Consider the following 21,941-nt stretch of genomic DNA (forward strand, 5'->3'; position numbering starts at 1 on the left):
CCCGACCGAGGTGAACCCCGCGTGGAGTCACCGGATCGCGCGGACGACGATCGGCGGGCGTTCTCAGCGGGCCGTGAACCCGCCGTCCACCCGTAGTTCGGCGCCGTTGACCATCGCGGCCTCCGCCGAGGCCAGGTACACGACGGCCGCGGCGACCTCCGACGGCTCGGCGAACCGTCGCGCCGGGATCTCGGCGCGGTGCGCGTCCCCGGCCGGGTTGTCCCACGCCGCGCGACCCAGGTCGGTGAGCACGACCGTCGGCGACACCGCGTTCACCGTCACCCCGTGCGGTCCCCACTCGACGGCGAGGGTGCGGGTGAGCCCGTTGATCCCTGCCTTGGACGCGCAGTAGGCGGCGTGCTGTTCCAGCCCGCTGCTCGCCGCCTGCGAGGCGAGGTTCACGATCCGCCCGTACCCGCGCTCCACCATGACCCGGCCCGCGGCGCGCGCCATCAGCCAGGAGCCGGTGAGGTTGACGTCCAGGGTGCGGCGCCAGTCCTCGATCCGCAGCTCCAGGGCGGGGGCGAGCAGCGCGATCCCGGCCGAGTTGACCAGTACGTCGACCCGGCCGTGCCGGGCGACGACCTCCTCGACGCAGGCCGCCGCGGCGTCGGGGTCCGCGACGTCGACGACGTGCGCCGACGCGCAGACCTCCGGGACGCCGTCGGTGCGCAGGTCCGCGGCGGCGACCACGGCGCCCTGCCCGGCGAGTGCGCGGGCCACCTCCGCCCCGATCCCGGACGCCGCTCCGGTGACGAGGGCGACCGAGCCGGTGAGGTCGAACATCAGCAGTCCGTCCCGACGGTCTCCGCCTCGGCGAGGCGCTCGCCGTCGCGCCGGTCGTAGGAGTCGAGCGCGGCGACCTTCTCCGCCGACGCGCTGCCCGGGTCGAACCGGTGGTCCAGCCAGCCGGCGACCAGCATGCGGGCCAGCTCGATCCCGACCACGCGCTGGCCCATGCACAGGACCTGCGCGTTGTTGGACTTCACCGAGCGCTCGACGGAGAACGGGTCGTGCGCGGTGACCGCGCGGATGCCGGGCACCTTGTTCGCCGAGATCGCGACGCCGAGCCCGGTCCCGCAGACGAGCAGGCCGCGGTCGGCCTCGCCGTCGGCGACCTTGCGGGCGGCGGCGACGCCGATGTGCGGGTAGGCCGTGTGCCCGTCGGCGGCGACGCCGACGTCGACCACCTCGGCGACGCGGTCGTCGGCCTCCAGGTCGGCCTTCAGGCGCTCCTTGTACTCGTAGCCGGCGTCGTCGGCGCCGACCACGATGCGCAGCTTCTCGCTCACGTCTGCTCCTTCTGCGATGTCAGGACGTCGGCGACGGCCGTGACGATCAGGCCGAGGCTGGTCGCCCCGGCGTCGGGTGTGCCCACGCTCTTCTCGGCCAGCGGGCGGGCCCGGCCGATCCGGGGCCGGAGGTCGGCGGTCGCGCCGGCAGCGGTGGTCGCGGTCGCGGCGGCGGCCGTCCACGCGGCGGCGAGGCCCTCGCCGCCGCCGACCCGGCGCTCCAGCTCCTCGACGAAGGGCAGCAGCGCGTCGAGCAGGGTCTTGTCCCCCGCCTGCGCCCCGCCGAGCTGCTGGATCGTCGTGGCGAACTCGCGGGCCCCGGCGGTGACGGTCGCGGCCGGATAGGTCGCGGCGGTGTCGCCGAGGTGCCGCCCGAGCGCCTCGAGCGCTGCGCCCCACAGCACCCCGGAGGTGCCGCCGGCGCGCTCGGCCCAGGCCTGCCCGGCCTGCTGCAGCACCCAGCCGCCGCCGACGTCGTCACCGAGCTCGCCGACCCGGGCGGTAGCGGCGGTGATCCCCTTGAGCATGCCGCGGCCGTGGTCTCCGTCGCCCGCGACGGCGTCGATCCTCCCCAGCTCGTGCTCGTGGGAGCGGATCGTCGACTCCACCGCGGCCAGCGCGGCGCGGACGGTGCCCGCGAGGCCCCGGGCCGCGTCGCTCGCCGCGGGTGCGGTGACGACGGCGTCGGCCTCGGCGAGCTCGTCGGCGGTCGGCTCGCGCAGCGCCGCCAGCGGCGCGGCGGTCTTGCGGTAGGCGGGGGTGTAGGCGTCCGCCCGCCACAGCGGCTCCAGCTCGTCGTCGAGCCACATCAGGGTTAGCGAGCAGCCGCCCATGTCCAGGCTGGTCACGAGCTCGCCGACCTCCGGGTCGACGATCTCGTACCCGGCGTCGCGCAGCCGCGGCGCGACGTGGCGCCACAGCAGGAACAGCTCCTCGTACTTCGTGGTGCCCAGCCCGTTGAGGATCGCCCCGACCCGGCCGGGGGCGCCCGCCGGTGCGTGCTTCAGGACGTCGTCGACCAGCAGTTCCGCCAGCTCGCGGGCGGGCAGCATCGGGACGTCGCGGATGCCGGGCTCGCCGTGGATGCCCAGGCCGAGCCCGAGATGCCCCTCGGGCACCGAGAACAGCGGCTCGTCCTCGCCGGGCATCGTGCAGCCGGTGAACGCGACGCCGAGACTGCGGGTGGCGGCGTTGGCGGCGCGGCCGAGACGCTCGACCTCGTCGAGGTCCGCGCCGCGCGCGGCGGCGGCACCCATCGCCTTGAACACGGTGAAGTCGCCGGCGATCCCGCGGCGCCGCGACTCCTCCTCGGCGGAGGCGACGTCGTCGGTGACGACCACGATGCGGGTGTCGATGCCCTCGGCCCGCAGCCGGTCGGCCGCGATCCCGAAGTTGATCGTGTCGCCGGCGTAGTTGCCGAAGCTGAAGACCACACCGCGGCCCTGGTCGGCGGCCTTCGCGACCGAGTACGCCTGGGCCGCCGACGGCGAGGTGAAGATGTTGCCGACGACGGCGCCGTGCGCCATCCCCGGCCCGACCGTCCCGCAGAACGCCGGGTAGTGGCCGGAGCCGCCCCCGATGACGACGGCGACCTGCGGGTCGCCGTCGCCACGGTGGGCGACCACGCCGCCGTGCACCCCTCGGACACGGTCGGCGTAGAGGTCGAGGAAGCCGGCGAGCTGGTCGTCGGCGAACTCGGCGGGGTCGTCGAAGATCCTGGTCACGAGGTCTCCCTCACCGTGGTGGCGGCGGTCTCGCGCAGCTGCGGGTCGTCCTGCGGGACGTTCAGGAACGAGACCATCACGAAGGCGGCGGCGTAGAGGGCGACGAAGGCCCACACGACGCCGACGTTGCCGGTGCCGAGCGCGAGCATCAGGGCGACGACGCCCGAACCGAGGAAGGCCGCGCCGCCGGCGGCGGTGGTGTACATGGCCATCGCGGCGCCCTTGTGGTCGGGTGCGAGCGCGGGCATGATCGCGCCCATCGGGACGAACCCGGCGAGCAGGCAGCCGAACACGCAGCCCGCGGCGACCGAGACCCAGAAGCCCCAGGTCGAGCCGGCCGGGACGAGCTGCGGGACGTACCACCACAGCAGCAGGCCGACGGCGGAGCCGAAGACGCCGAACCACTGCACCGTGCGGCGCCAGCCCCACCGGTCGCCGACGGCCCCGAACACCGCGTTGACCAGGATGTTCGTCGCGTAGACGAACACCGTCATGGTCAGCCAGCGGCTCTGGCCCCAGCCGAGGTCCACCGCGATGACCGTCGGCAGGATGATGAACATGCCGTACTGCGGCGCGGTGTTGATCAGCCGGACCAGGAAGCCCATGAGGATCTTCGGGTTGGCCGCGGTGAGCCGCAGCCCGGCGCTGAGCACCTGGCCGGTGGTCTCCCCGGCCGGCGCGAGCCGACGGGTGGCGTGCGGCTCGTGCACCCCGAAGCGGGCGATCAGGTACCCGGCGACGACGAGCGCGGTCGAGCCGACCATCGCGGCGGTCTCGCCGCCGGTGCCCCCGCCGAAGGCCGGGATCATGCCGAGCGCGAACAGCGAGCCCAGGGTGGGCAGGCCGCCGGTGAACATGACGTAGAACCAGCCGACGGCGACGCCGTTGCGCGAGTACGGCGTGACGACGTTGATCCACACCAGGAACGCGAACGCGAAGAGCGGGTAGCCGAAGCCGCGCAGGAAGTAGGTGGCGGCGACCAGCGGGAGGCTGCCGATCTGCAGGCTCAGCAGGAACAGCACCTCGAACACGACCCAGACGGCGACGCCGAGGGTCATGACGCGGCGCGGGCCCCACAGGTCGGCGAGCGCGCCGGACAGGTAGCTGGCGACGAGCACGGCCAGGCTGTAGCCGGTGATGATCGTCGCGACGGTCGCCTCGGGCGAGCCGAGCACCGCCTCGATGTGCGGGGAGATGAAGTTGGACTCGGTCCCGTTTCCGGTCATGAAGACCAGCACGCCGAGGAAGCCCCAGCGCAGGGAGTGCGGGATGCCGATGCGGTCGAGGAAGGTCTCGTGCTGCGGAGCGGCGCTGCTCATCGTCGACCCCTCAGGCGTTCGGGAGGATCGAGACCTTGACCGACGCACCGGAGGTGTCGCCGACGAGGTCGAGGGCCTTCTGGAACTCCGCGAGCGGCACCTGGTGGGTGCAGATGTCGGAGATCGGGAGCTTGCCGTCCTCCAGCATCTTGATCGCGGCGGGCCAGCAGTGCGGGCCGAGGTGGGCGCCGCGGACGTCGAGCTCCTTGTCGTCGGAGATGATCGACCAGTCCACGGTGACCTCGGAGCCGAACACCGAGTACTCGACGTAGGTACCGAGCTTGCGCAGCAGGTTCAGGCCCTGCGCGACGGCCGGGACGGCGCCGGAGCCCTCCAGGTAGACGTCGGCGCCGTAGCCGTCGGTGAGCTCCTTGACCCGGGCGACCGCGTCCTCGCGGGAGATGTTGATCGTGAGGTCGGCGCCGGTGCGGCGGCCGAGCTCCAGCTTCTCGTCGTCGAGGTCGAGCGCGATCAGCAGGCGCGGGTTCTTCGCGCGGGCGCCGGCGATCAGGCCGAGGCCGATCGGGCCGCACCCGGCGACGACCACGACGTCGTCGAAGGTGATGGTGGCGCGCTCGACGGCGTGCAGTGCGCAGGACAGCGGCTCGGCGAACGCGGCGTGCTGCGGCTCCAGGTCCGGTGAGACCCGGTGCACCCGGGCGCGGGTGGGGACCAGCATGTACTGGGCCATCGCGCCGTCGAAGTTCCGGAAGCCGAACATGTCGTGCGGCCCGCACATCCAGTACTGGCCGCGCAGGCAGTAGCGGCACTGCTCGCACGGGACGATCTGCTCGCAGGCGACGCGGTCGCCGACGGACACGCCGTGCAGGGCGAGGCCCTCGTCGTCACCGGAGACGATCCGGCCGACGAACTCGTGACCGGGCGTGACACCGGTCTGGGCCCAGGCGGGCCGGTTGTCGTCGCCCCAGAACTTCGCGGCGCCGTGGTAGCACTTCAGGTCGCTGGCACACACGCCGACGGCCTCGACCTGCATCAGCAGCTCGCCGGGGCCGGGCCGGGGGACGTCCACCTCCTCCAGCCGGTAGTCCTCGGGGCCGTGCACGACGACCGCCTGCATCCGGGTCGGGATGTTCTCTCCCACGGCGAAACCTCCGTTGGTGCCATGCGGGGTGCTGCATGCGACTGGCCTTGAGCATGCGTTCCGGTGTGAACATTCGTCAACACATCGGTTCCGACTTGAACAAACGTGCAGTACGCTTGACTGGTACCGATCCGGACCGGCGGAGGAGGTGGCGATGGCGCCGCACGACGTCTCCCGGCGCGACCTGGGGCTGATGCACCGGGCCGCGCGGCTGTACTACGTCGACGAGCTCAACCAGGCCGCGATCGCCGACCGGCTCACCGTGTCGCGTCCGACCGTCTCCCGGCTGCTCGCCGAGGCCCGCCGGGTCGGGATCGTGCAGATCACTGTGCACGACCCGGACTCGCTGCACACCGGTGGCGACGACGCACCCCGGCTCGCCGCCGCGCTCGGGCTGGACCGCGTGTGGCTGGCCCCGCGCCCCGCCACCGACCTCGGTCAGTCGCTCGCCGAGCCGGTCGGCGAGGCGCTGCGGGAGGCCGGGCTGCGCGCCGGTGACGTCCTGCTCGTCTCCTCCGGGCGCACCGTGTGGGAGCTCAGCCACACCACGCTGCCCGCGTTGGCCGGCTGCGAGATCGTGCCGACCGTCGGTGGGGTCGCCGAACCCGAGGCGTGGCACCAGACCAACGAGATCGTCCGGTCGGTCGCCGAACGCGGACACGGACGCCCGCACTTCCTGTTCACCCAGGCCATGCCGTCACCGGCGATGAGCCGCACGCTCGCCGAGGACCCGGAGTTCCGGCGGGTCACCGGGTTCTGGATGCGCGCACAGGCCGCGCTGGTCGGTGTCGGCGCCCCGCCCGCGGGCCGCGCGTCGATCTCGACCTCGGTCCCGCTCGACGACGAGGGCCTCCAGGACGGCGTCGGCGACGTCTGCCTGAACTTCTACCGCGCCGACGGCCGCCCGATCGCCTTCCCGGGCAGCGACCGGATGGTGCGGATCTCCCCGGAGCAACTGCGACGGGTGCCGCGGACGATCGCCGTCGCCGTCGGGGAGGAGAAGGTGCCGAGCATCGTCGGCGGGGCGCGGGCGGGCCTGTTCAACCGCCTGGTGACCGACACCCCGACCGCCCAGGCCCTGCTCGACGCCCTCGGCCCCGTCTGACCCACCGACGACGTCGGACGGCGGGGCAGCACATGTTCGTGATCGCAGACCGCGTCATCTACCCGGTTCCGAGTAGGCGTCGCCGGCCGGCTCGGCACACGGGAGCACACTGCGCCGCCACACCGAGCTTCTGCCCGTCCGCCGATCTGCCTACCCGGTAAGCGGATTCCGGAGGGCGGGCGCTCGGGTCGGACCGCCGCCCGGACGACCGTTCCACGGTCCGCTGTGGTCGGCCGAGAACTCGCTTACCGGGTAAGCGGGTTCGGCCCAGAAGGGCGTGCCGCACGACCGGTCCCGTCGACGAGCCGATCACACCCGACGTTCACACCCCTTGTCCGACGTCCACACCCGTCGAGAGGGGTGTGAATGCCGGACAAGGGGTGTGGGTGCGGCCGGGGTCAGGCCGTGGGCGACACCCAGGGGGTGCCGGTGATGCGGCGGTAGACCTCGGCGTAGCGGTCGTGGACGACCTTCACGACCTCGTCGGGGACCTCGGGGCCGGGGGCGGTGCGGTCCCAGTCCAGCCCGGCGGACCAGTCGCGGACGTACTGCTTGTCGAAGGAGAACTGGACCCGGCCGGGCTCGTAGGAGTCGGCGGGCCAGAACCGCGACGAGTCCGGGGTGAGCACCTCGTCACCGAGGACGATCTCGCCGGAGGTGTCCCGGCCGAACTCCAGCTTGGTGTCGGCGACGATGATCCCGCCCTCGGCCGCGGACTCGGCGCCGCGCCGGTAGACCTCCAGGGTCAGGTCCCGCAGCCGGGTCGCGGTGTCGGCGCCCAGCTGCGCCACGACGTCGTCGAAGGTCATGAACTCGTCGTGCTCACCGACCGGCGCCTTGGTGGTCGGGGTGAAGATCGGCTCGGGGAGCTTCGAGCCCTCGACCAGGCCGGCGGGCAGCGTGACGCCGGAGACGGCGCCGGTGCGCTGGTACTCCTTCAGCCCGAGCCCGGTGAGGTAGCCGCGGGCGATGCACTCGACCGGCAGCATCTCCAGCGGGCGGCAGCGGACGGCGCGCCCGGCGAACTCGGCGGGGATGTCGTCGGTGCCGATGACGTGGTTGGGCACGAGGTCGCCGGTGCGCTCGAACCAGTACAGCGACAGCGCGGTGAGGATCGCGCCCTTGTCCGGGACGGGCGTCGGGAGCACGACGTCGTAGATCGACAGCCGGTCCGAGGCCACGAGCAGCAGCTGCGCCGGGTCGCGGGACTCGTCGAGGTAGAGCTCGCGGACCTTGCCGGAGTGGACGAGCCTCACAGGATCCCTCCGGGGGTGTAGGCGGCGGCCTCGGGGTGCTTCGCGGTGATCGCGGCGATCTTCTCCGTCACCGTGGTGACCTGCGCGGACGCGGCGCCGGTGAACCGCAGCGGGTCCTCCAGCAGCCGGTCCAGCGTGCCGGCGGGCAGGCCGAGCCGGTCGTCACCGGCGAGGCGCTGGAGCAGGTCGTTGTCGGCCTGGCCCTGCTCGCGCATCGCCAGTGCGACGGCGACCGCGTGCTCCTTGATGACCTCGTGCGCGGTCTCCCGGCCGACCCCGGCGCGGACGGCGGCCATCAGCACCGCGGTCGTGGTGAGGAAGGGCAGGTAGCGGTCGAGCTCGCGGGCGATCACGGCCGGGTAGGCGCCGAACTCGTCGAGCACGGTCAGCGTGGTCTCGTAGAGGCCGTCGAGGGCGAAGAACGCGTCCGGCAGCGCGACGCGGCGCACCACCGAGCAGGAGACGTCGCCCTCGTTCCACTGGGAGCCGGCGAGCTCGGCGGTCATGACCGACAGGCCGCGCAGGATCACCATGAGGCCGTTGATGCGTTCCGCGGAACGCGCGTTCATCTTGTGCGGCATGGCGCTGGACCCGACCTGGCCGGGGGCGAAGCCCTCGGTGGCGAGCTCGGCGCCCGCCATCAGCCGGATCGTCGTGGCCAGCGACGACGGCGCCGCCGCCAGCTGCACCAGAGCGGTGACGACGTCGTGGTCGAGCGAGCGCGGGTAGACCTGCCCGACGCTGGTGAACGCCTCGGCGAACCCCAGGTGGGTGGCGACGCGCTGCTCCAGCTCGTCGAGCTTCACCGAGGCTTCAGTGTCGCCGCCCAGTAGATCCAGCATGTCCTGGCTGGTGCCCATCGGGCCCTTGATGCCGCGCAGCGGATAGCGCGAACGCAGATCCTCCAGCCGGGCGTGCGCGACGAGCAGCTCGTCCGCGGCGGAGGCGAACCGCTTGCCCAGGGTGGTGGTCTGCGCGGCGACGTTGTGGCTGCGCCCGGCCATGACCAGCTCGGCGTACTCCGACGCGCGACGCCCGAGCCGCGCCAGGACCGCGACGGTCCGGTCGGCGACGAGCTCCAGCGACAGCCGGATCTGCAGCTGCTCCACGTTCTCGGTGAGGTCGCGGCTGGTCATGCCCTTGTGCACGTGCTCGTGGCCGGCGAGGGCGTTGAACTCCTCGATGCGGGCCTTCACGTCGTGCCGGGTGACGCGCTCGCGGGCGGCGATCGAGCCCAGGTCGACCTGCTCGACGACGGCCTCGTAGTCGTCGACGACCGACGACGGCACCTCGATGCCGAGGTCGCGCTGGGCGCGGAGCACCGCGATCCACAGCCGTCGCTCCAGCTGGATCTTGTACTCCGGAGACCAGAGGCGGACCAGCTCGGGGCTCGCGTAGCGCGCGGCCAGCACGTTGGGAATCACGTGGCGCGATGATAATGGCTGGTGGGGGCCCTGTGACCGGCGGGAGCGCGGCCTCACACCCGGGGCAGGGACTCCAGCACCTCGTGGAGCGCCTTCCGGCCGACCGCGCGCGGGTCGGGGTCGGCCTCGATCAGCGCGGTGAGCACGACGCCGTCGACGAGCGCGGTGAGCCTGCGAACCTCCCCCGGCCCCGGGCGACGGCCGGTCGCGCGGGTGAGCGCCTCGTCGAGCAGGGCGTCGAACTCGACGCGCTGGGCGCGCAGCAGCCCGGCCAGGAACGGGCGCCGGCCGGACCCGATCAGCCGCTCGAACCGGCCCAGGACGGCGTCGAGGCCGTCGGTGCGCGAGCGCGGCCCGAGGAGCAGGTCGAGCACGATCTCGGCCGGGTCGTCGCGCCGGGCGAGGCAGTCGTGGGCGTCGGCCAGCTCGGTGTGCGCGAGCCGGTCGAGCGCGGCGGACACCAGGTCCTCCAGCGAGGAGAAGTAGTAGGTCGTGGCCGCCAGCGGCACCCCGGCGCGCTCGGCGACGGCTCGGTGCCGGATCGCGTCGAACCCGCTCTCGGCGAGCAGCTCCGCGGCCGCCGCGACGAGCAGGGCGCGGCGACGCTCACCCTTCTCGGTCTGCTTCGGGGCCGCCATCGCCACATAGTGCCAAGACGGGGCCCGTCCGGACGAGTGAGATACCGGACTCGACGCCCAGGTCGGACGGGGTGACCGTGACCGTTTCGTGACCCTGCCGTTCTCACCGCCGCGGGGATGGAACACACTGGTGGTGTGCGTCCGTCACCCAGAAGCCGCTGGTCACCGCGCGGTGGTGCGCGCGGGGCGGCGGCCGCCCCGGCCCCCGGCGAGCCCGTCGACCTGCGATCGGACACCGTCACGCTGCCGACCGAGGCGATGCGCCGGGCGATGGCCGAGGCCGAGGTCGGCGACGACGTGCTCGACGGCGACCCCACCATGCGCGAGCTGGAGGAACGGGTCGCCGGCCTGCTCGGCGCCGCCGACGCGCTGTGGACGCCCACCGGCTCGATGGCGAACCTGATCGCGCTGATGAGCAGGCTCGGCCGCGGTGACTCCTTCCTCGCCCCCCAGGGCGCGCACGTGCTCGACTTCGAGCTGGGCACGGCCGCGTGGCTGGCCGGCGGGATGCCGCGGCCGCTGCCGCACGACGCGGGCCCCGGCAAGGTCACCGCGTCCGCTGTGCGCCGGGCCGCCGCCGACGACGGCTTCTACGCCTCCCTGCGCCCGGTGCTGCTGTGCCTGGAGAACACCCACAACTCCGCGGGCGGCACCGTGACCGCACCGGAGGAGCACGCCTCCGTCGCCGCCGCGGCGCGGGCCGCCCGGCTCTCGGTGCACCTCGACGGCGCCCGGCTGTGGAACGCCGCGGTCGCGCTCGGGGTCCCGCCGGGCGCGCTGACCGTCGGCGCCGACACGGTCGCGGTGTGCCTGTCCAAGGGGCTCGGCGCGCCGGTCGGGTCGGTCGTCGCGGGGTCGGCGGAGTTCGTCGAGTACGCCCGGCGGCTGCGCAAGATGCTCGGCGGCGGCGTCCGGCAGGGCGGGGTGCTGGCCGCGGCCGGGCTCGTCGCGCTGGAGGACATCGACCGGCTCGCCGAGGACCACGACCTGGCGACGCGGCTCGCCGCCGGACTGCGCGAGCGCGGCTGGCGGGTCCGCGAGCCGCAGACCAACATCGTGCTGGTGGACGTGGCCGACGTGCGCGGCACGATCGCCGCGTTCGCCGAGGCCGGTGTCCGCGCCGGCGCCATCGCGGGCAAGCTGCGGCTGATGACCCACCGCGACGTCGGCGACAAGCACATCAAGGCGGCGCTGGACCGGATCGGCGAGGTCGGCCCGTCCAGCACCGGCTCCCCCGGCGGCCCTGCGCCGCTGCCCCGCACCGCCCTCGGCGGCTGAACCCCCGGTCCCACCCCGCGCCGCCCTCCGCCGGCGCTCCGGGTCGCCCTCCGTCCCCGGCACCGGAGCGCCCGGGCCGGGCGCTCCGGACGTCGCTCGTCGCCGCCGTCACAGTGTCGCGCCGGGTCAAGTCACTGTCGTCCGAGGTCAAGTCGGCCCGCACGATCGGGTCCACACTGGGCGACGGCCGGACGCCGGAGCAGGCGTCGGCCTAGGCTTCCACCGCCGTCGCGCCCGTGCGTACGCACCGCCGGGCGCCGGTGGCTCCGACCCACGACCGGCGCCGGTGAGCTGCGCGGACCCGCGATCGCCGGGTGTCGTGCGGCCCGGGGCGCCCAGGACAGCAGGACCGTCATGACCAGCTCCGCCCCCTCGCCCGCACCCGATACCGAGGCCACCGCCGTCCCCGAGGGCGCCCCTGCCCCCGAGGCCGCGCTCGTCGCCGAGGGCGTCGCCGTCGACGGCACCCACGGGGTGTTGCTCGCGTCGACCTCGCTGCGCACCGTCCCCGGCTCGGTGCTGCTGGTCGCGGGCACCCCCGGCTCCGGGCACACCGCGCTGGCGCTGGCGCTGGCCGGGCGGATGCGGCCCGACCACGGCACCGTCACCCTCGACGGCGACGACGACCCGCGCCGCCTGCGTCGCGCCGTCGCCGTCGTCGACACGCCCGGGGTCAGCGAGCCGGAGCCGGTGCTGCCGCTGCGGACCGTCGTCGGCGAGGAGCTGGCGATGGCCGGGCGCGGCACCACCCCGCGGGCGGTGACCGAGTGGCTGGGCGCGCGGGGCGCGCAGACCTGGGTGCGCTCGCGGTTCGAGGACGTGCCCGCGCCCGTGCGGATCGGGCTGATGACCGCGCTGGCCGCGTCCCGGCCCGGGGTGCGGGTGCTCGTGCTGACCGCGCCGGACCGGCACGGCGGCACCCCGGTGACCTGGTGGCAGGTCGCCTCCGAGCACGCCCGCGCCGGGTTCGCCGTCGTCGTGACCTGCACCGAGGGGTCGGCGGCGCTGCTGGGGGTGCCCGCGGTGCGGCTCGGCGGGGGCGACGCCGGCGCGCTGCCGGAGCCCCCCGGGCGGCACAGCAGGCCCGAGGACCCGACGGGGCCGCTGACCGTCGTCGCACCGCAGGGGGCCGACGACCTGCCCCAGGGCTGGACCCGGCGGCTGCTGCGCCGCCGCCCCGCCGGGACCGCGGACGCTCCGCCGCCCGGCACCGGGGAGCCCCCGCGGGACGCGGGCACGGCGATCCTGCCCGGGGCCGACCTCACCCCCGGGGCCACCGACGGCGACGAGAGCACGGAGCGGACCTCATGAGCGCGATCAGGATGGCGATCAGCGAGCTGCGGCGGATCACCGCCGGGCGGCTGCCGGTCCTGGCCGTGCTCGCGCTGCTGATGATCCCGATGCTCTACGCGGGCTTCTACCTCTACGCCAACGGCGACCCCTACTCCCGCCTGGACCAGGTGCCCGCCGCGCTCGTCGTCGACGACGCGGGCGGCACCGACGCCGAGGGGAAGGCGCAGAACGTCGGCCAGGACGTCGCGACGGAGCTGACCGACTCCGGCTCGTTCGACTTCCACCGGGTCTCGGCCGCCGAGGCCGACCGCGGTGTCCGCGACAACGTCTACACCTTCGCCGTGACGATCCCGCGCGACTTCACCGCGGCCCTGCAGTCCTCCGGCGAGTTCACCCCGCGCCAGGGGATCCTCGTGCTCACCACCAACGACGCCAACAACTACCTGGCCCGCACGATCGCCGACACCCTCACCACCCGGGTCCGCGAGTCGGTCGCCAAGGAGGTCGGGACGCAGGCCGCGGACCGGTTCCTCACCGGCTTCTCCACCATCCACACCAGGACCCAGGAGGCCGCGGACGGCGCCGGGAAGCTCGCCGACGGCGCGGCCACCGCCCACGACGGGGCCGCCCGGCTGGCGTCCGGCGCCGGTGAGCTGGCGACCGGGCAGCGCACGCTCCTCGACGGCGCCCAGCAGCTCGCCGATGGCGCGGGCGAGCTCGCGACCGGAGCCGGGACCCTCGCCACCGGGGCGGGCACCGCCGCGTCCGGCGCGGACCGGCTGTCCGCGGGCACCGGGGAGCTCGCGACCGGGCTGGGCACCCTGCGCCAGGCCACCGCCGACCTGCCCGCGCAGTCACGGCAGCTGGCCGACGGCGCCCGCCAGGTCGCCGACGGCAACGCGCAGCTGGCCGCGGCCGGGGACCGGGTCGCGCAGGAGAGCGCCCGGCTGGCCGACCAGCTCGACGCCGCCGACGGCACCATCGCCGCGAACCTGCGCGAGCGCGGGTTCACCGACGAGCAGGTGCAGCAGGCCCTGGCCGCGCTGTCGACCGCGAAGCAGCCGCTGGTCGACGGCAACGCCCGCGTCCAGCAGGTGTCCGGGCAGCTCGACCGCCTCGGTTCCGGCGCGGGGCGGGTCGCCGACGGCGCCGAGCAGCTCGCCGCGTCGGCCCCGCAGCTCAGCAGCAGCATCGCGAGCGCCGCCGACGGCGCCGGGACCCTGCGCGACGGCGCGACCGAGCTGTCCGGCGGCGTCCGGAAGCTCTCCGACGGCGCCACGCAGCTGTCCACCGGCGCCACCGCGCTGCGGACCGGGGCGGACCGGCTCGTCGCCGGGGAGCGCACCGCGGTCGACGGGACCGACCGGCTCGCCGACGGGGCGCGCCGGCTCGACTCGGGCACCGGTGAGCTCGCCACCGGCGCGACGCGGCTGCACGACGGCCTGGCCTCGGGCCTGGACGACATCCCGAACCCGGCCCCGGGCGTCCGGGAGGCCACCGCCGCGAACATCGGCGACCCCGTCGCCACCCGCGACGTCGCCTACTCCCAGGCCGACACCTACGGCGCCGGGCTGGCCCCGTTCTTCATGGCACTTGCCACCTGGATCGGCGGCTACGTGCTGTTCCTGCTGGTCCAGCCCCTGTCCCGACGGGCGATCGCGGCCGGGCAGAGCCCGCTGCGGATCGCGCTGGGCGGCTGGATCCCGGCCGGCCTGCTGGGAGTCGTGCAGGTCACCGGCATGTACGCGGTGGTGTCGCTGCTGCTGGGGATCACCCCGGTGCACCCATTCGCGACGCTGGCGCTGCTGTGGCTGACCTCGATGACGTTCACCGCGATCGTGCACGCCCTCAACGCCCTGCTCGGCGCGGTCGGGCAGTTCCTCGGGCTCGTCCTGATGGTGCTGCAGCTCGTCTCGGCGGGCGGAACGTTCCCGTGGCAGACCATCCCCGGGCCGCTCTACCCGGTGCACCACGTGATGCCGATGGGCTACGCCGTCGACGCACTGCGCCACCTGATGTACGGCGGTGAGCTGGCGGGTGTCGTCGGGACGGCGGTGCCGGTGCTGCTGGTCTGGTTCGCCGGGGCGCTGGCGCTGGCGACGTTCGCGGCATACCGCAAGCGGGTGTGGACGGCGACGGCGGTGAAGCCCGAGCTGGTGCTCTGAGGCCGGCTCAGACCCAGGCCCGCAGCCGCTCCAGCGCCTCGGTGATGCCCTCGGGCGTCCCGGCGCCGGAAAAGCGGATGTAGGCGCCGCCGTCGACCGGGTCGAAGTCCTGCCCCGGTGCGACGGCGATGCCGGTGTCGGCGAGCAGCCGGTAGGTCAGGGCCATCGAGTCCTCGCCCTCGCGCAGCAGGTGCGCGATGTCGGCGTAGACGTAGAACGCGCCGTCGGCGGGGGCGAGCCGGGTGATCCCGAGCCCGCGCAGGCCGTCGAGCAGCAGGTCCCGGTTACGGCCGTAGCGCACGACGTGGGAGTCGGCCTCGGCGTAGCTCGCCTCGTCGAACGCGGCGAGCGCCGCGTGCTGGGGCAGCGCGGGCGGGCAGACGGTGAAGTTGCCGGCCAGCCCCTCCACGGTGCGGCGCAGCCGCGGCGGGCACACCAGCCAGCCGAGGCGCCAGCCGGTCATCGAGAAGTACTTCGAGAACGAGTTGACCAGCACGGCCTCCCGCGAGGTCTCCCAGGCGCTGCTCGTCGCGGGGCTGCCCGGGAACGTGATGCCGTGGTAGATCTCGTCGCTGACGAGCTGGATGCCACGCTCCTCGCAGTACGACGCGAGCGCCGCCAGCTCGGCGGGGTCGAGGACGGTTCCGGTGGGGTTCGCCGGGCTGGCCACGATCAGGCCCTTCACCGGCTCGTCGAGCGCCTCCAGCATCTCCACGGTGGGCTGGAACCGGGTCGCCGGCCCGCACGGCAGCTCGACGACCTCGCAGCCCAGCGCGGCGAGGATGTTGCGGTAGCAGGGGTAGCCGGGGCGGGCCATGGCGACGCGGTCACCCGCGTCGAACGCGGCGAGGAAGGCCAGCAGGAACCCGCCGGAGGACCCGGTGGTGAGCACGACGTCGCCCGGGTCGACCTCCAGCTCCCGGGTGCGCCGGTAGTGCCCGGCGACGGCCTCGCGCAGCTCCGCGATGCCGGGGGCGACGGTGTAACCGAGCACCTCCGACTGCACCGCGGCGACGGCGGCCGCGCGCACGGGTTCCGGCGCCGGGGTCGACGGCTGCCCGGCCGAGAGGTTGATCAGGTCGCCGTGGGTGCGGGCCCGTTCGGCGGCGGCCGCCCAGACGTCCATGACGTGGAACGGGGCGACGGCGGCACGGGCGGCGACGGTCAGGCGGGTCACGCCGCCGAGCCTAGGCGGCGGCCCGGCACGGGACCGGACCGCGCGCCCGGGCGGGAGCCCACTCCCGGGCGCGCGGTCGGTCACGAACCGGGGCGGGCGCGGGGCCCGCCCGGTGTCACTCGGCCTCGAAGCCCAGGGCGTCGACGACGGCGCCGATCTGCGCGTCGGTGTCGGCGACGGTGTCGTCGAGGTACTCGGCGACCGGGGTCAGCTCGGCCGCCTGCGCGGTGCCGGTGAGCGCCAGGGCGGCGAGCGGCGCGGCGACGACGCCACCCACGAGGGCGAGGGCGCGACGACGACGGGCCTGCTGGGGAGCGTGGGCCATGGTGATCCTCCTGTGGTTCAGGGACACGGGCTGTGTCCCTGTGCCACAGGACGATTCCTCGACGAACCGGTGGAGATCAAACCCTGGTGTCCGGTTTTACCGGCTCTTCATGATCATCGAACAATGAGGTACGGAGGCCCAGGTCAGGCCATTCGGACTATTGGGGTTACGCCATACGGCGGTAACGCCCGCGCAACGTCAGGCCTGCGCGACGGGCACGCTGACCTCTCCGCGCTCGGCCTTCAGCCCGATGTCGGTGCGGTAGTGCGAACCCGCGAGGCGGACCGGCTCCAGCCGGGCGTAGGCCTCGGCCCGGGCGGCGGCGAGGTCGGAGCCGGTGCCCACGACCGACAGGACGCGCCCGCCGGAGGAGACGACCGCGCCGTCGTCGCGGCGACGGGTACCGGCGTGCAGCACGCCCTCCCCGTCGGCGCCGCTGATGACGTCACCGAGCCGCGGGGTGGCCGGGTAGCCCTCCGCGGCGACGACGACCGTCACCGCCGACCCGTCGGCCCACTCGATCGCGGACTGGTCGGCGAGGGTGCCGGTCGCGGTGGCGAGCAGCAGCTGCGACAGCGGGGTGCGCAGCAGTGCCAGCACGGCCTGGGTCTCCGGGTCCCCGAAGCGGCAGTTGAACTCGATGACCGCAGGACCCTGCGAGGTCAGCGCGAGACCGGCGTAGAGCAGCCCGGTGAACGGGGTACCGCGGCGCACCATCTCCTCGGCGACCGGCGCGACGACCCGGGCGACCAACTCCTCGGCGAGGTCCTCGCCCGCCCAGGGCAGCGGGCAGTAGGCGCCCATGCCACCGGTGTTGGGGCCGGAGTCGTCGTCGCCGACGCGCTTGAAGTCCTGCGCGGGCAGCAGCGGCACCACGGTGGCGCCGTCGACGAGGCAGAACAGCGACGCCTCGGGCCCGTCGAGGAAGGACTCCAGCAGCGCCGGGTGGCCGGCGTCGAGCAGCCCGAGGGCGTGCGCGCGGGCCACCTCGATGTCGCCGGACACGACGACGCCCTTGCCCGCGGCCAGCCCGTCGTCCTTGACGACGTAGGGCGGGGTGAACACCGACAGCGCGGTGTCGAGGTGCGCCGGGTTGTCGACGACGACCGACGAGGCCGTCGGCACCCCGGCCGCGCTCATGACGGCCTTCGCGAACGCCTTGGACCCCTCGATCCGAGCCGCCTCGGCGCTCGGACCGAAGCAGGGGATGCCGGCCTCGCGCACCGCGTCGGCCGCACCGTTGACCAGCGGGCCCTCCGGCCCGACGACCACCAGGTCCGCCTGCCAGGTCCGCGCCACGTCGACGACGGCGCCGTTGTCGGTGACGTCGAGCCCGAGCTGCTCGGACACCGCGGCCGTCCCCGCGTTGCCGGGGGCGACAGCGAGCGCCGTCACCTCCGGGTCCTGCGCCAGAGCCACGGCGATGGCGTGCTCTCGCGCACCGCTTCCCACGATCAGGATCCGCACGGTGGCCGAGCGTATCCGTGCACGTCGGACGACGGGGAACCGGTGTCCGCTCAGCCGTCGCAGCGTCGCAGGTGGGCCCCGATCAGCGCGGTGACGTGGGTAGGGTGCTCCTGCTGCGGGAAGTGCCCGGTGGCCGGGAGCGTGTGGTGGGTCAGCCCGGCGCCGGCGAACCGCTCGTCGCCGCGCATGGTGGTGTCGAGCACGCACGGGTCGTCGGCGCCGTGCACCTGCAGCACCGGCACCCCGACCGGCCGGGAGAGCTCGCGGGCGAACCGGCGGCCGTCGGGGCGCACCTGGGAACGCATCGACCAGCGGTAGTACTCGAGGCTGCAGTGGGCGACGGTGGAGATCCGCATCGCCTCGGCGTTGCGGGCGACGGCGTCGGCGAAGTCGGTGGTGGCGGCCCACTCCGGCCCCGCCCACGCCCGCATGATCCGCCCGACCCGGGCGCCGCCGTCGGCACGCAGCGAACGTTCCGGCAGCCGCGGCAGCTGGAACCCGGCCATGTAGCGGCTCGCGCGGCCCTGCCCGAGCGGATCGCGCAGCACCGCGTCGCGCATGACGACCGGGTGCGGCGCCCCGAGCCCGGTGAGCGAGACGACCAGCCGCGGGTGCAGCGTGGCGACCGTCCAGCCGATGGCGGCACCCCAGTCGTGCCCGACGACGTGGGCACGCGGCTCCCCGAGCGCCCGGATCAGCCCGGCGCAGTCACCGGCGAGGGTCCACAGGTCGTAGCCGCGGGGCGTCTTGTCGGTGTCGCCGTAGCCGCGCAGGTCGGGCGCGACGACCCGGTAGCCGGCGTCGCCGAGGGCGAGGAGCTGGTGGCGCCAGGTCCACCAGAACTCCGGGAAGCCGTGCAGCAGCACCACCAGCGGGCCGGTCGGCGGGCCGTACTCGGCGAGGTGGATGCGGATGCCGTTGGCCGACACCGCGCGGTGCGTCCACGGACCGGGCACCCGGACGACCGAGGGGTCGGGCGGGGTACCGGTCGTCGCGGACACGCCGGATCAGCCCGCGGCGGCGTGCCGCCCGGAGGTGCCGTCGGCGATCTCGCGGACGTTGTCGCGGTCACCGCGGTGACCGCGCTGGGCGAGCACCTGGGCGGAGTCCTTGAGCGAGTCGATGGTGCGCTCCGGCTTGCGGATCTTGCGGACCCGCAGGTAGCCGAGGAAGCCGAACAGGCCGGCGACGAGCAGCATGAACAGGAACGTGATCCCGAAGCCCGCGGCGCGGTTGAGCCACAGCGACAGGAACTCGGCCAGGGTGAAGAACAGGTAGAACAGGCTGAACAGCCCGACCACCGCCGCGATCACGAAGAAGACGCTGCCCTGCACGCCCTTCTTCACCTCGGCCGTGACCTCGGCCTTGGCGAGCTCCACCTCCGACCGGACCAGGGTGGAGAGGTGAGTGGTGACGTCCTTCGCGAGGGCACCGAGGGACGCGTCGCGCGGCCCCGGCTCGTTGGTGAGCGGGATCGAGGGCAGGACCGGCGGAACCTCCGCGTTGCCCGACTGGCTGTTGCTGGCCACCGTCTTCCCTCCTGCTGGTGCACTCGCCTGCCCGGGGCGCTGGGGATCCCCCGGACGGCCGTCGTTCGGTGAGCCGCCATCGTGCCACGGGGCCCGGCGACCCGCTCGGCTGCGCCACGCCGGGGACACGGCCTCACTCGTCCGGGCGGCCGCGCAGTTTCTTGATCTGACCGCGCCGGTTCTTGGCGTCGAGCCTGCGACGCTGCGAACCGCGCGTCGGACGGGTCGGGCGACGGGTGCGCGGGCCCGCCGCGGTCGCCTCAGCGAGCAGGGTCGCGAGCCGCCCGCGGGCGGCCTCGCGGTTGCGGAGCTGGCTGCGGTGCTCGGAGGCGACGACGGTGAGCACGCCGTCGACGAGCCGGTTCGCCAGCCGTGACAGGGCGCGGTCGCGCAGGTCGTCGGGGACGCTCGGCGAGGCCGCGAGGTCGAAGGACAGCTCCACCCGCGAGTCGGTGGTGTTGACGCCCTGCCCACCGGGCCCCGAGGCACGGGAGAACCGCCAGTGCAGCTCGCGGGCGGGCACGACGAAGCCCCGCCGCACCTCGATCGGGTCGTCCACACCGACCAGTGTCGCCGATCGGCCCCGGGTCCCGTGCGGTGAGCACGGGCCCGGGGCCGCCGGGACCGGAGGGTCAGTCCTCCTTGGACTCGCTCATGCCGGACGAGATCAGGTCCATCACCGACGAGTCGGCGAGGGTCGAGACGTCGCCGACGTCCCGGTTCTCGGCGACGTCGCGCAGCAGGCGGCGCATGATCTTGCCGGAGCGGGTCTTCGGCAGCTCCTCCACGACCAGGATCTGGCGCGGCTTGGCGATCGGGCCGATCTCCTTGGAGACGTGGTCGCGGAGCGCCTTGATGGCCTCCTCGCCCTTCGCCTCGTCCTTCGACGCGCTCCCGCGCAGGATGACGAACGCGACGATCCCCTGGCCGGTGGTCTCGTCGGAGGCGCCCACGACCGCGGCCTCGGCGACCGTCGGGTGGCTGACCAGCGCCGACTCCACCTCGGTGGTCGAGATGCGGTGCCCGGAGATGTTCATGACGTCGTCGACGCGGCCGAGCAGCCAGATGGCGCCGTCGTCGTCGTACTTGGCGCCGTCACCGGCGAAGTAGTAGCCCTGCTCGGCGAAGCGGGACCAGTAGGTGTCCTTGTAGCGCTCGGTGTCGCCCCAGATGCCGCGCAGCATCGACGGCCACGGCTTGTCGAGGACCAGGTAGCCGCCCTCGCCGTTGCCGACCGGGGTGCCGGTGTCGTCGACGACCGTGGCGGAGATGCCCGGCAGCGCACGCATGGCCGAGCCCGGCTTGGTCGCGGTGACGCCCGGGAGCGGCGCGATCATCTGCGAGCCGGTCTCGGTCTGCCACCAGGTGTCGACGATCGGGCAGTTCTCCTTGCCGATCTTCTCCCGGAACCACATCCAGGCCTCGGGGTTGATCGGCTCGCCGACCGTGCCGAGCACCTTCAGCGAGGACAGGTCGTACTTCGCGGGGATGTCCTCGCCCCACTTCATGAACGTGCGGATCAGCGTCGGGGCGGTGTAGTAGATCGAGACCTTGTACTTGTCGACGATCTCCCAGTGCCGGCCCTCGTGCGGGGTGTTCGGCGTGCCCTCGTACATCACCTGCGTGGCGCCGTTCGCGAGCGGCCCGTAGACGATGTAGGTGTGCCCGGTGACCCAGCCGATGTCGGCGGTGCACCAGTAGACGCTCTCGCCCGGCTTGTGGTCGAACACCACGTGGTGGGTGTAGGCGGACTGCGTGAGGTAGCCGCCGGAGGTGTGCAGGATGCCCTTCGGCTTCCCGGTGGTGCCCGAGGTGTAGAGGATGAACAGCGGGTGCTCGGAGTCGAAGGACTCCGGGGTGTGCTGGTCGGAGGCACCGTCGACGGCGTCGTGCCACCACACGTCGCGGCCGTCGGTCCACGGCACGTCGGTCTCGGTCCGCTTCACGACGAGGACCTTCTCGATCGAGGTGCCCTCGACCGCCTCGTCGGTGTTCTCCTTCATCGGAGCCGGCTTGCCGCGGCGGTACTGGCCGTCGCTGGTGATCAGCACCTTGGCCTCGGCGTCCTCGATGCGCGCCTTGAGCGCGCCCGGGGAGAACCCGCCGAACACGACGCTGTGCAGCGCACCCAGGCGGGCGCAGGCCAGCATCGAGAACACGGCCTCGGGGATCATCGGCAGCTGGATGGCGACCCGGTCGCCCTTGCCGACGCCCAGCTCGGTCAGCGCGTTCGCGGTCTTGGAGACCTCGCGCTGCAGGTCGGCGTAGGTGATGGTGCGGGAGTCGCCGGGCTCACCCTCCCAGTGGATGGCGACGCGGTCGCCGTTGCCCGCCTCGACGTGCCGGTCGGCACAGTTGTAGGCGACGTTGAGCTCGCCGCCGGCGAACCACTTCGCGAACGGGGGCTCCCAGTCCAGGACGGTGTCCCACTTCGTCGTCCAGTGCAGACGGTCGGCCTGCTCGGCCCAGAACCCCTCGCGGTCGGAGTCGGCGCGGTCGTACCAGTCGGCGGTGGCGTTCGCCTGCGACGCGAACTCCTCCGACGGCGGGAACGCCCTGCTCTCGGTGGAGAGTGCGCTGAGCGCAGAACTCTTCTCGGACTCGGCCATGTCCTCGTGTCCTCCTCGACGCGGCGGGTCACTTCGGGCCGGCGTGGCGGCCTCGGGCGCACTCGGTGTGCGCGCACGTGTGCCGTATGACGCTAGTGAAACGTCGTGGCCCGTGCACCGTCTGTCGGGACAGGTACGGACAGGCCACAGGGGCCGCACCTGACCGTCCGCGCAGGTCGGTGGCCACTCCCCGGTGCGTCACGGAGGTTCGCGGGACCCTCGGCGGTGGACGGACGGG

General features: G+C 73.9%; 19 protein-coding genes. 4 read left to right on the forward strand and 15 right to left on the reverse strand.

Annotation, left to right across the window (positions count from 1 at the left end; translation table 11 throughout):
* Positions 1-63: 63 nt before the first annotated feature.
* The 5 genes from DMP15_RS00530 to DMP15_RS00550 are packed head-to-tail and all read right to left on the reverse strand — an operon-like array spanning position 64 to position 5,437.
* Positions 64-786: a GolD/DthD family dehydrogenase gene (locus DMP15_RS00530; protein WP_073575826.1), complete on the reverse strand. Its 723-nt coding sequence runs from the start codon at positions 784-786 to the stop codon at positions 64-66.
* The gene (locus DMP15_RS00535) at positions 786-1,292 is read right to left on the reverse strand and encodes a ribose-5-phosphate isomerase (RefSeq protein WP_073575825.1); all 507 of its coding nucleotides are present in this window, start codon (positions 1,290-1,292) and stop codon (positions 786-788) included. The genes DMP15_RS00530 and DMP15_RS00535 overlap by 1 nt, the downstream gene beginning before the upstream one ends.
* Positions 1,289-3,016, reverse strand: a complete 1,728-nt coding sequence (locus tag DMP15_RS00540) for a dihydroxyacetone kinase family protein (protein WP_073575824.1) — start codon at positions 3,014-3,016, stop codon at positions 1,289-1,291. Before DMP15_RS00540 ends, DMP15_RS00535 begins: the two co-directional genes overlap by 4 nt.
* Positions 3,013-4,335, reverse strand: coding sequence for an RbtT/DalT/CsbX family MFS transporter (locus DMP15_RS00545; RefSeq protein WP_073575823.1), 1,323 nt, complete (start codon positions 4,333-4,335; stop codon positions 3,013-3,015). The genes DMP15_RS00540 and DMP15_RS00545 overlap by 4 nt, the downstream gene beginning before the upstream one ends.
* 10 nt (positions 4,336-4,345) lie before the next feature.
* Positions 4,346-5,437, reverse strand: a complete 1,092-nt coding sequence (locus DMP15_RS00550) for an alcohol dehydrogenase catalytic domain-containing protein (RefSeq protein WP_337825334.1) — start codon at positions 5,435-5,437, stop codon at positions 4,346-4,348.
* Between the two features lie 154 nt (positions 5,438-5,591).
* Here DMP15_RS00550 and DMP15_RS00555 point away from each other — a divergent pair, with 154 nt between their 5' ends.
* Positions 5,592-6,542 carry a sugar-binding transcriptional regulator gene (locus tag DMP15_RS00555; RefSeq protein WP_073575821.1) on the forward strand — a complete coding sequence of 317 codons (951 nt, stop codon included), beginning with the start codon at positions 5,592-5,594 and terminating at the stop codon, positions 6,540-6,542.
* Between the two features lie 398 nt (positions 6,543-6,940).
* On the opposite strand, the gene DMP15_RS00560 is transcribed toward DMP15_RS00555, so the two are convergent.
* From DMP15_RS00560 to DMP15_RS00570, 3 genes are read right to left on the reverse strand one after another with little or no spacing between them, the layout of a single operon-like run.
* Positions 6,941-7,798: a phosphoribosylaminoimidazolesuccinocarboxamide synthase gene (locus tag DMP15_RS00560; protein WP_337825335.1), complete on the reverse strand. Its 858-nt coding sequence runs from the start codon at positions 7,796-7,798 to the stop codon at positions 6,941-6,943.
* Complete coding sequence (gene purB, locus DMP15_RS00565) at positions 7,795-9,222, reverse strand: adenylosuccinate lyase (protein ID WP_337825336.1); 1,428 nt, start codon at positions 9,220-9,222, stop codon at positions 7,795-7,797. Before purB ends, DMP15_RS00560 begins: the two co-directional genes overlap by 4 nt.
* Before the next feature lie 53 nt (positions 9,223-9,275).
* Positions 9,276-9,860: a TetR/AcrR family transcriptional regulator gene (locus DMP15_RS00570; RefSeq protein ID WP_073575818.1), complete on the reverse strand. Its 585-nt coding sequence runs from the start codon at positions 9,858-9,860 to the stop codon at positions 9,276-9,278.
* A gap of 222 nt (positions 9,861-10,082) precedes the next feature.
* Between DMP15_RS00570 and DMP15_RS00575 the strand changes: the two genes are divergently transcribed.
* The 3 genes from DMP15_RS00575 to DMP15_RS00585 all read left to right on the forward strand — a co-directional run bounded on the left by DMP15_RS00575 (position 10,083) and on the right by DMP15_RS00585 (position 14,596).
* Complete coding sequence (locus DMP15_RS00575; RefSeq protein ID WP_073575938.1) at positions 10,083-11,138, forward strand: threonine aldolase family protein; 1,056 nt, start codon at positions 10,083-10,085, stop codon at positions 11,136-11,138.
* Positions 11,139-11,492: 354 nt separating this feature from the next.
* Positions 11,493-12,449, forward strand: coding sequence for an ATP-binding cassette domain-containing protein (locus DMP15_RS00580; RefSeq protein WP_253068550.1), 957 nt, complete (start codon positions 11,493-11,495; stop codon positions 12,447-12,449).
* A complete protein-coding gene (locus DMP15_RS00585; RefSeq protein ID WP_337825337.1) occupies positions 12,446-14,596 on the forward strand; it encodes a YhgE/Pip domain-containing protein in 2,151 nt (716 codons plus the stop codon). Before DMP15_RS00580 ends, DMP15_RS00585 begins: the two co-directional genes overlap by 4 nt.
* Positions 14,597-14,603: 7 nt before the next feature.
* On the opposite strand, the gene DMP15_RS00590 is transcribed toward DMP15_RS00585, so the two are convergent.
* The 7 genes from DMP15_RS00590 to acs form a co-directional block, all read right to left on the reverse strand.
* Entirely contained in the window at positions 14,604-15,722 is a 1,119-nt protein-coding gene (locus DMP15_RS00590) for an aminotransferase class I/II-fold pyridoxal phosphate-dependent enzyme (protein WP_202416648.1), read from the reverse strand.
* Between the two features lie 166 nt (positions 15,723-15,888).
* Positions 15,889-16,098 (reverse strand): hypothetical protein, encoded by a 210-nt coding sequence (locus tag DMP15_RS00595; RefSeq protein WP_139282823.1) that lies wholly within the window; start codon positions 16,096-16,098, stop codon positions 15,889-15,891.
* 198 nt (positions 16,099-16,296) lie between these two features.
* A complete protein-coding gene (purD, locus tag DMP15_RS00600; protein ID WP_337825338.1) occupies positions 16,297-17,565 on the reverse strand; it encodes a phosphoribosylamine--glycine ligase in 1,269 nt (422 codons plus the stop codon).
* A gap of 50 nt (positions 17,566-17,615) precedes the next feature.
* Complete coding sequence (locus DMP15_RS00605; RefSeq protein ID WP_337825339.1) at positions 17,616-18,566, reverse strand: alpha/beta fold hydrolase; 951 nt, start codon at positions 18,564-18,566, stop codon at positions 17,616-17,618.
* 6 nt (positions 18,567-18,572) lie between these two features.
* Complete coding sequence (locus DMP15_RS00610) at positions 18,573-19,094, reverse strand: phage holin family protein (RefSeq protein WP_073575814.1); 522 nt, start codon at positions 19,092-19,094, stop codon at positions 18,573-18,575.
* A gap of 133 nt (positions 19,095-19,227) precedes the next feature.
* Positions 19,228-19,653 (reverse strand): alternative ribosome rescue aminoacyl-tRNA hydrolase ArfB, encoded by a 426-nt coding sequence (arfB, locus tag DMP15_RS00615; protein WP_073575813.1) that lies wholly within the window; start codon positions 19,651-19,653, stop codon positions 19,228-19,230.
* A gap of 73 nt (positions 19,654-19,726) precedes the next feature.
* On the reverse strand, positions 19,727-21,703 hold the full coding sequence (gene acs, locus DMP15_RS00620; RefSeq protein WP_337825340.1) for an acetate--CoA ligase: 1,977 nt from the start codon (positions 21,701-21,703) through the stop codon (positions 19,727-19,729).
* Between the last annotated feature and the right edge of the window lie 238 nt (positions 21,704-21,941).

Origin of the sequence: Pseudonocardia sp. UM4_GMWB1 (assembly GCF_017312155.1) — a bacterium.
Classification (GTDB): Bacteria; Actinomycetota; Actinomycetes; order Mycobacteriales; family Pseudonocardiaceae; genus Pseudonocardia; species Pseudonocardia alni.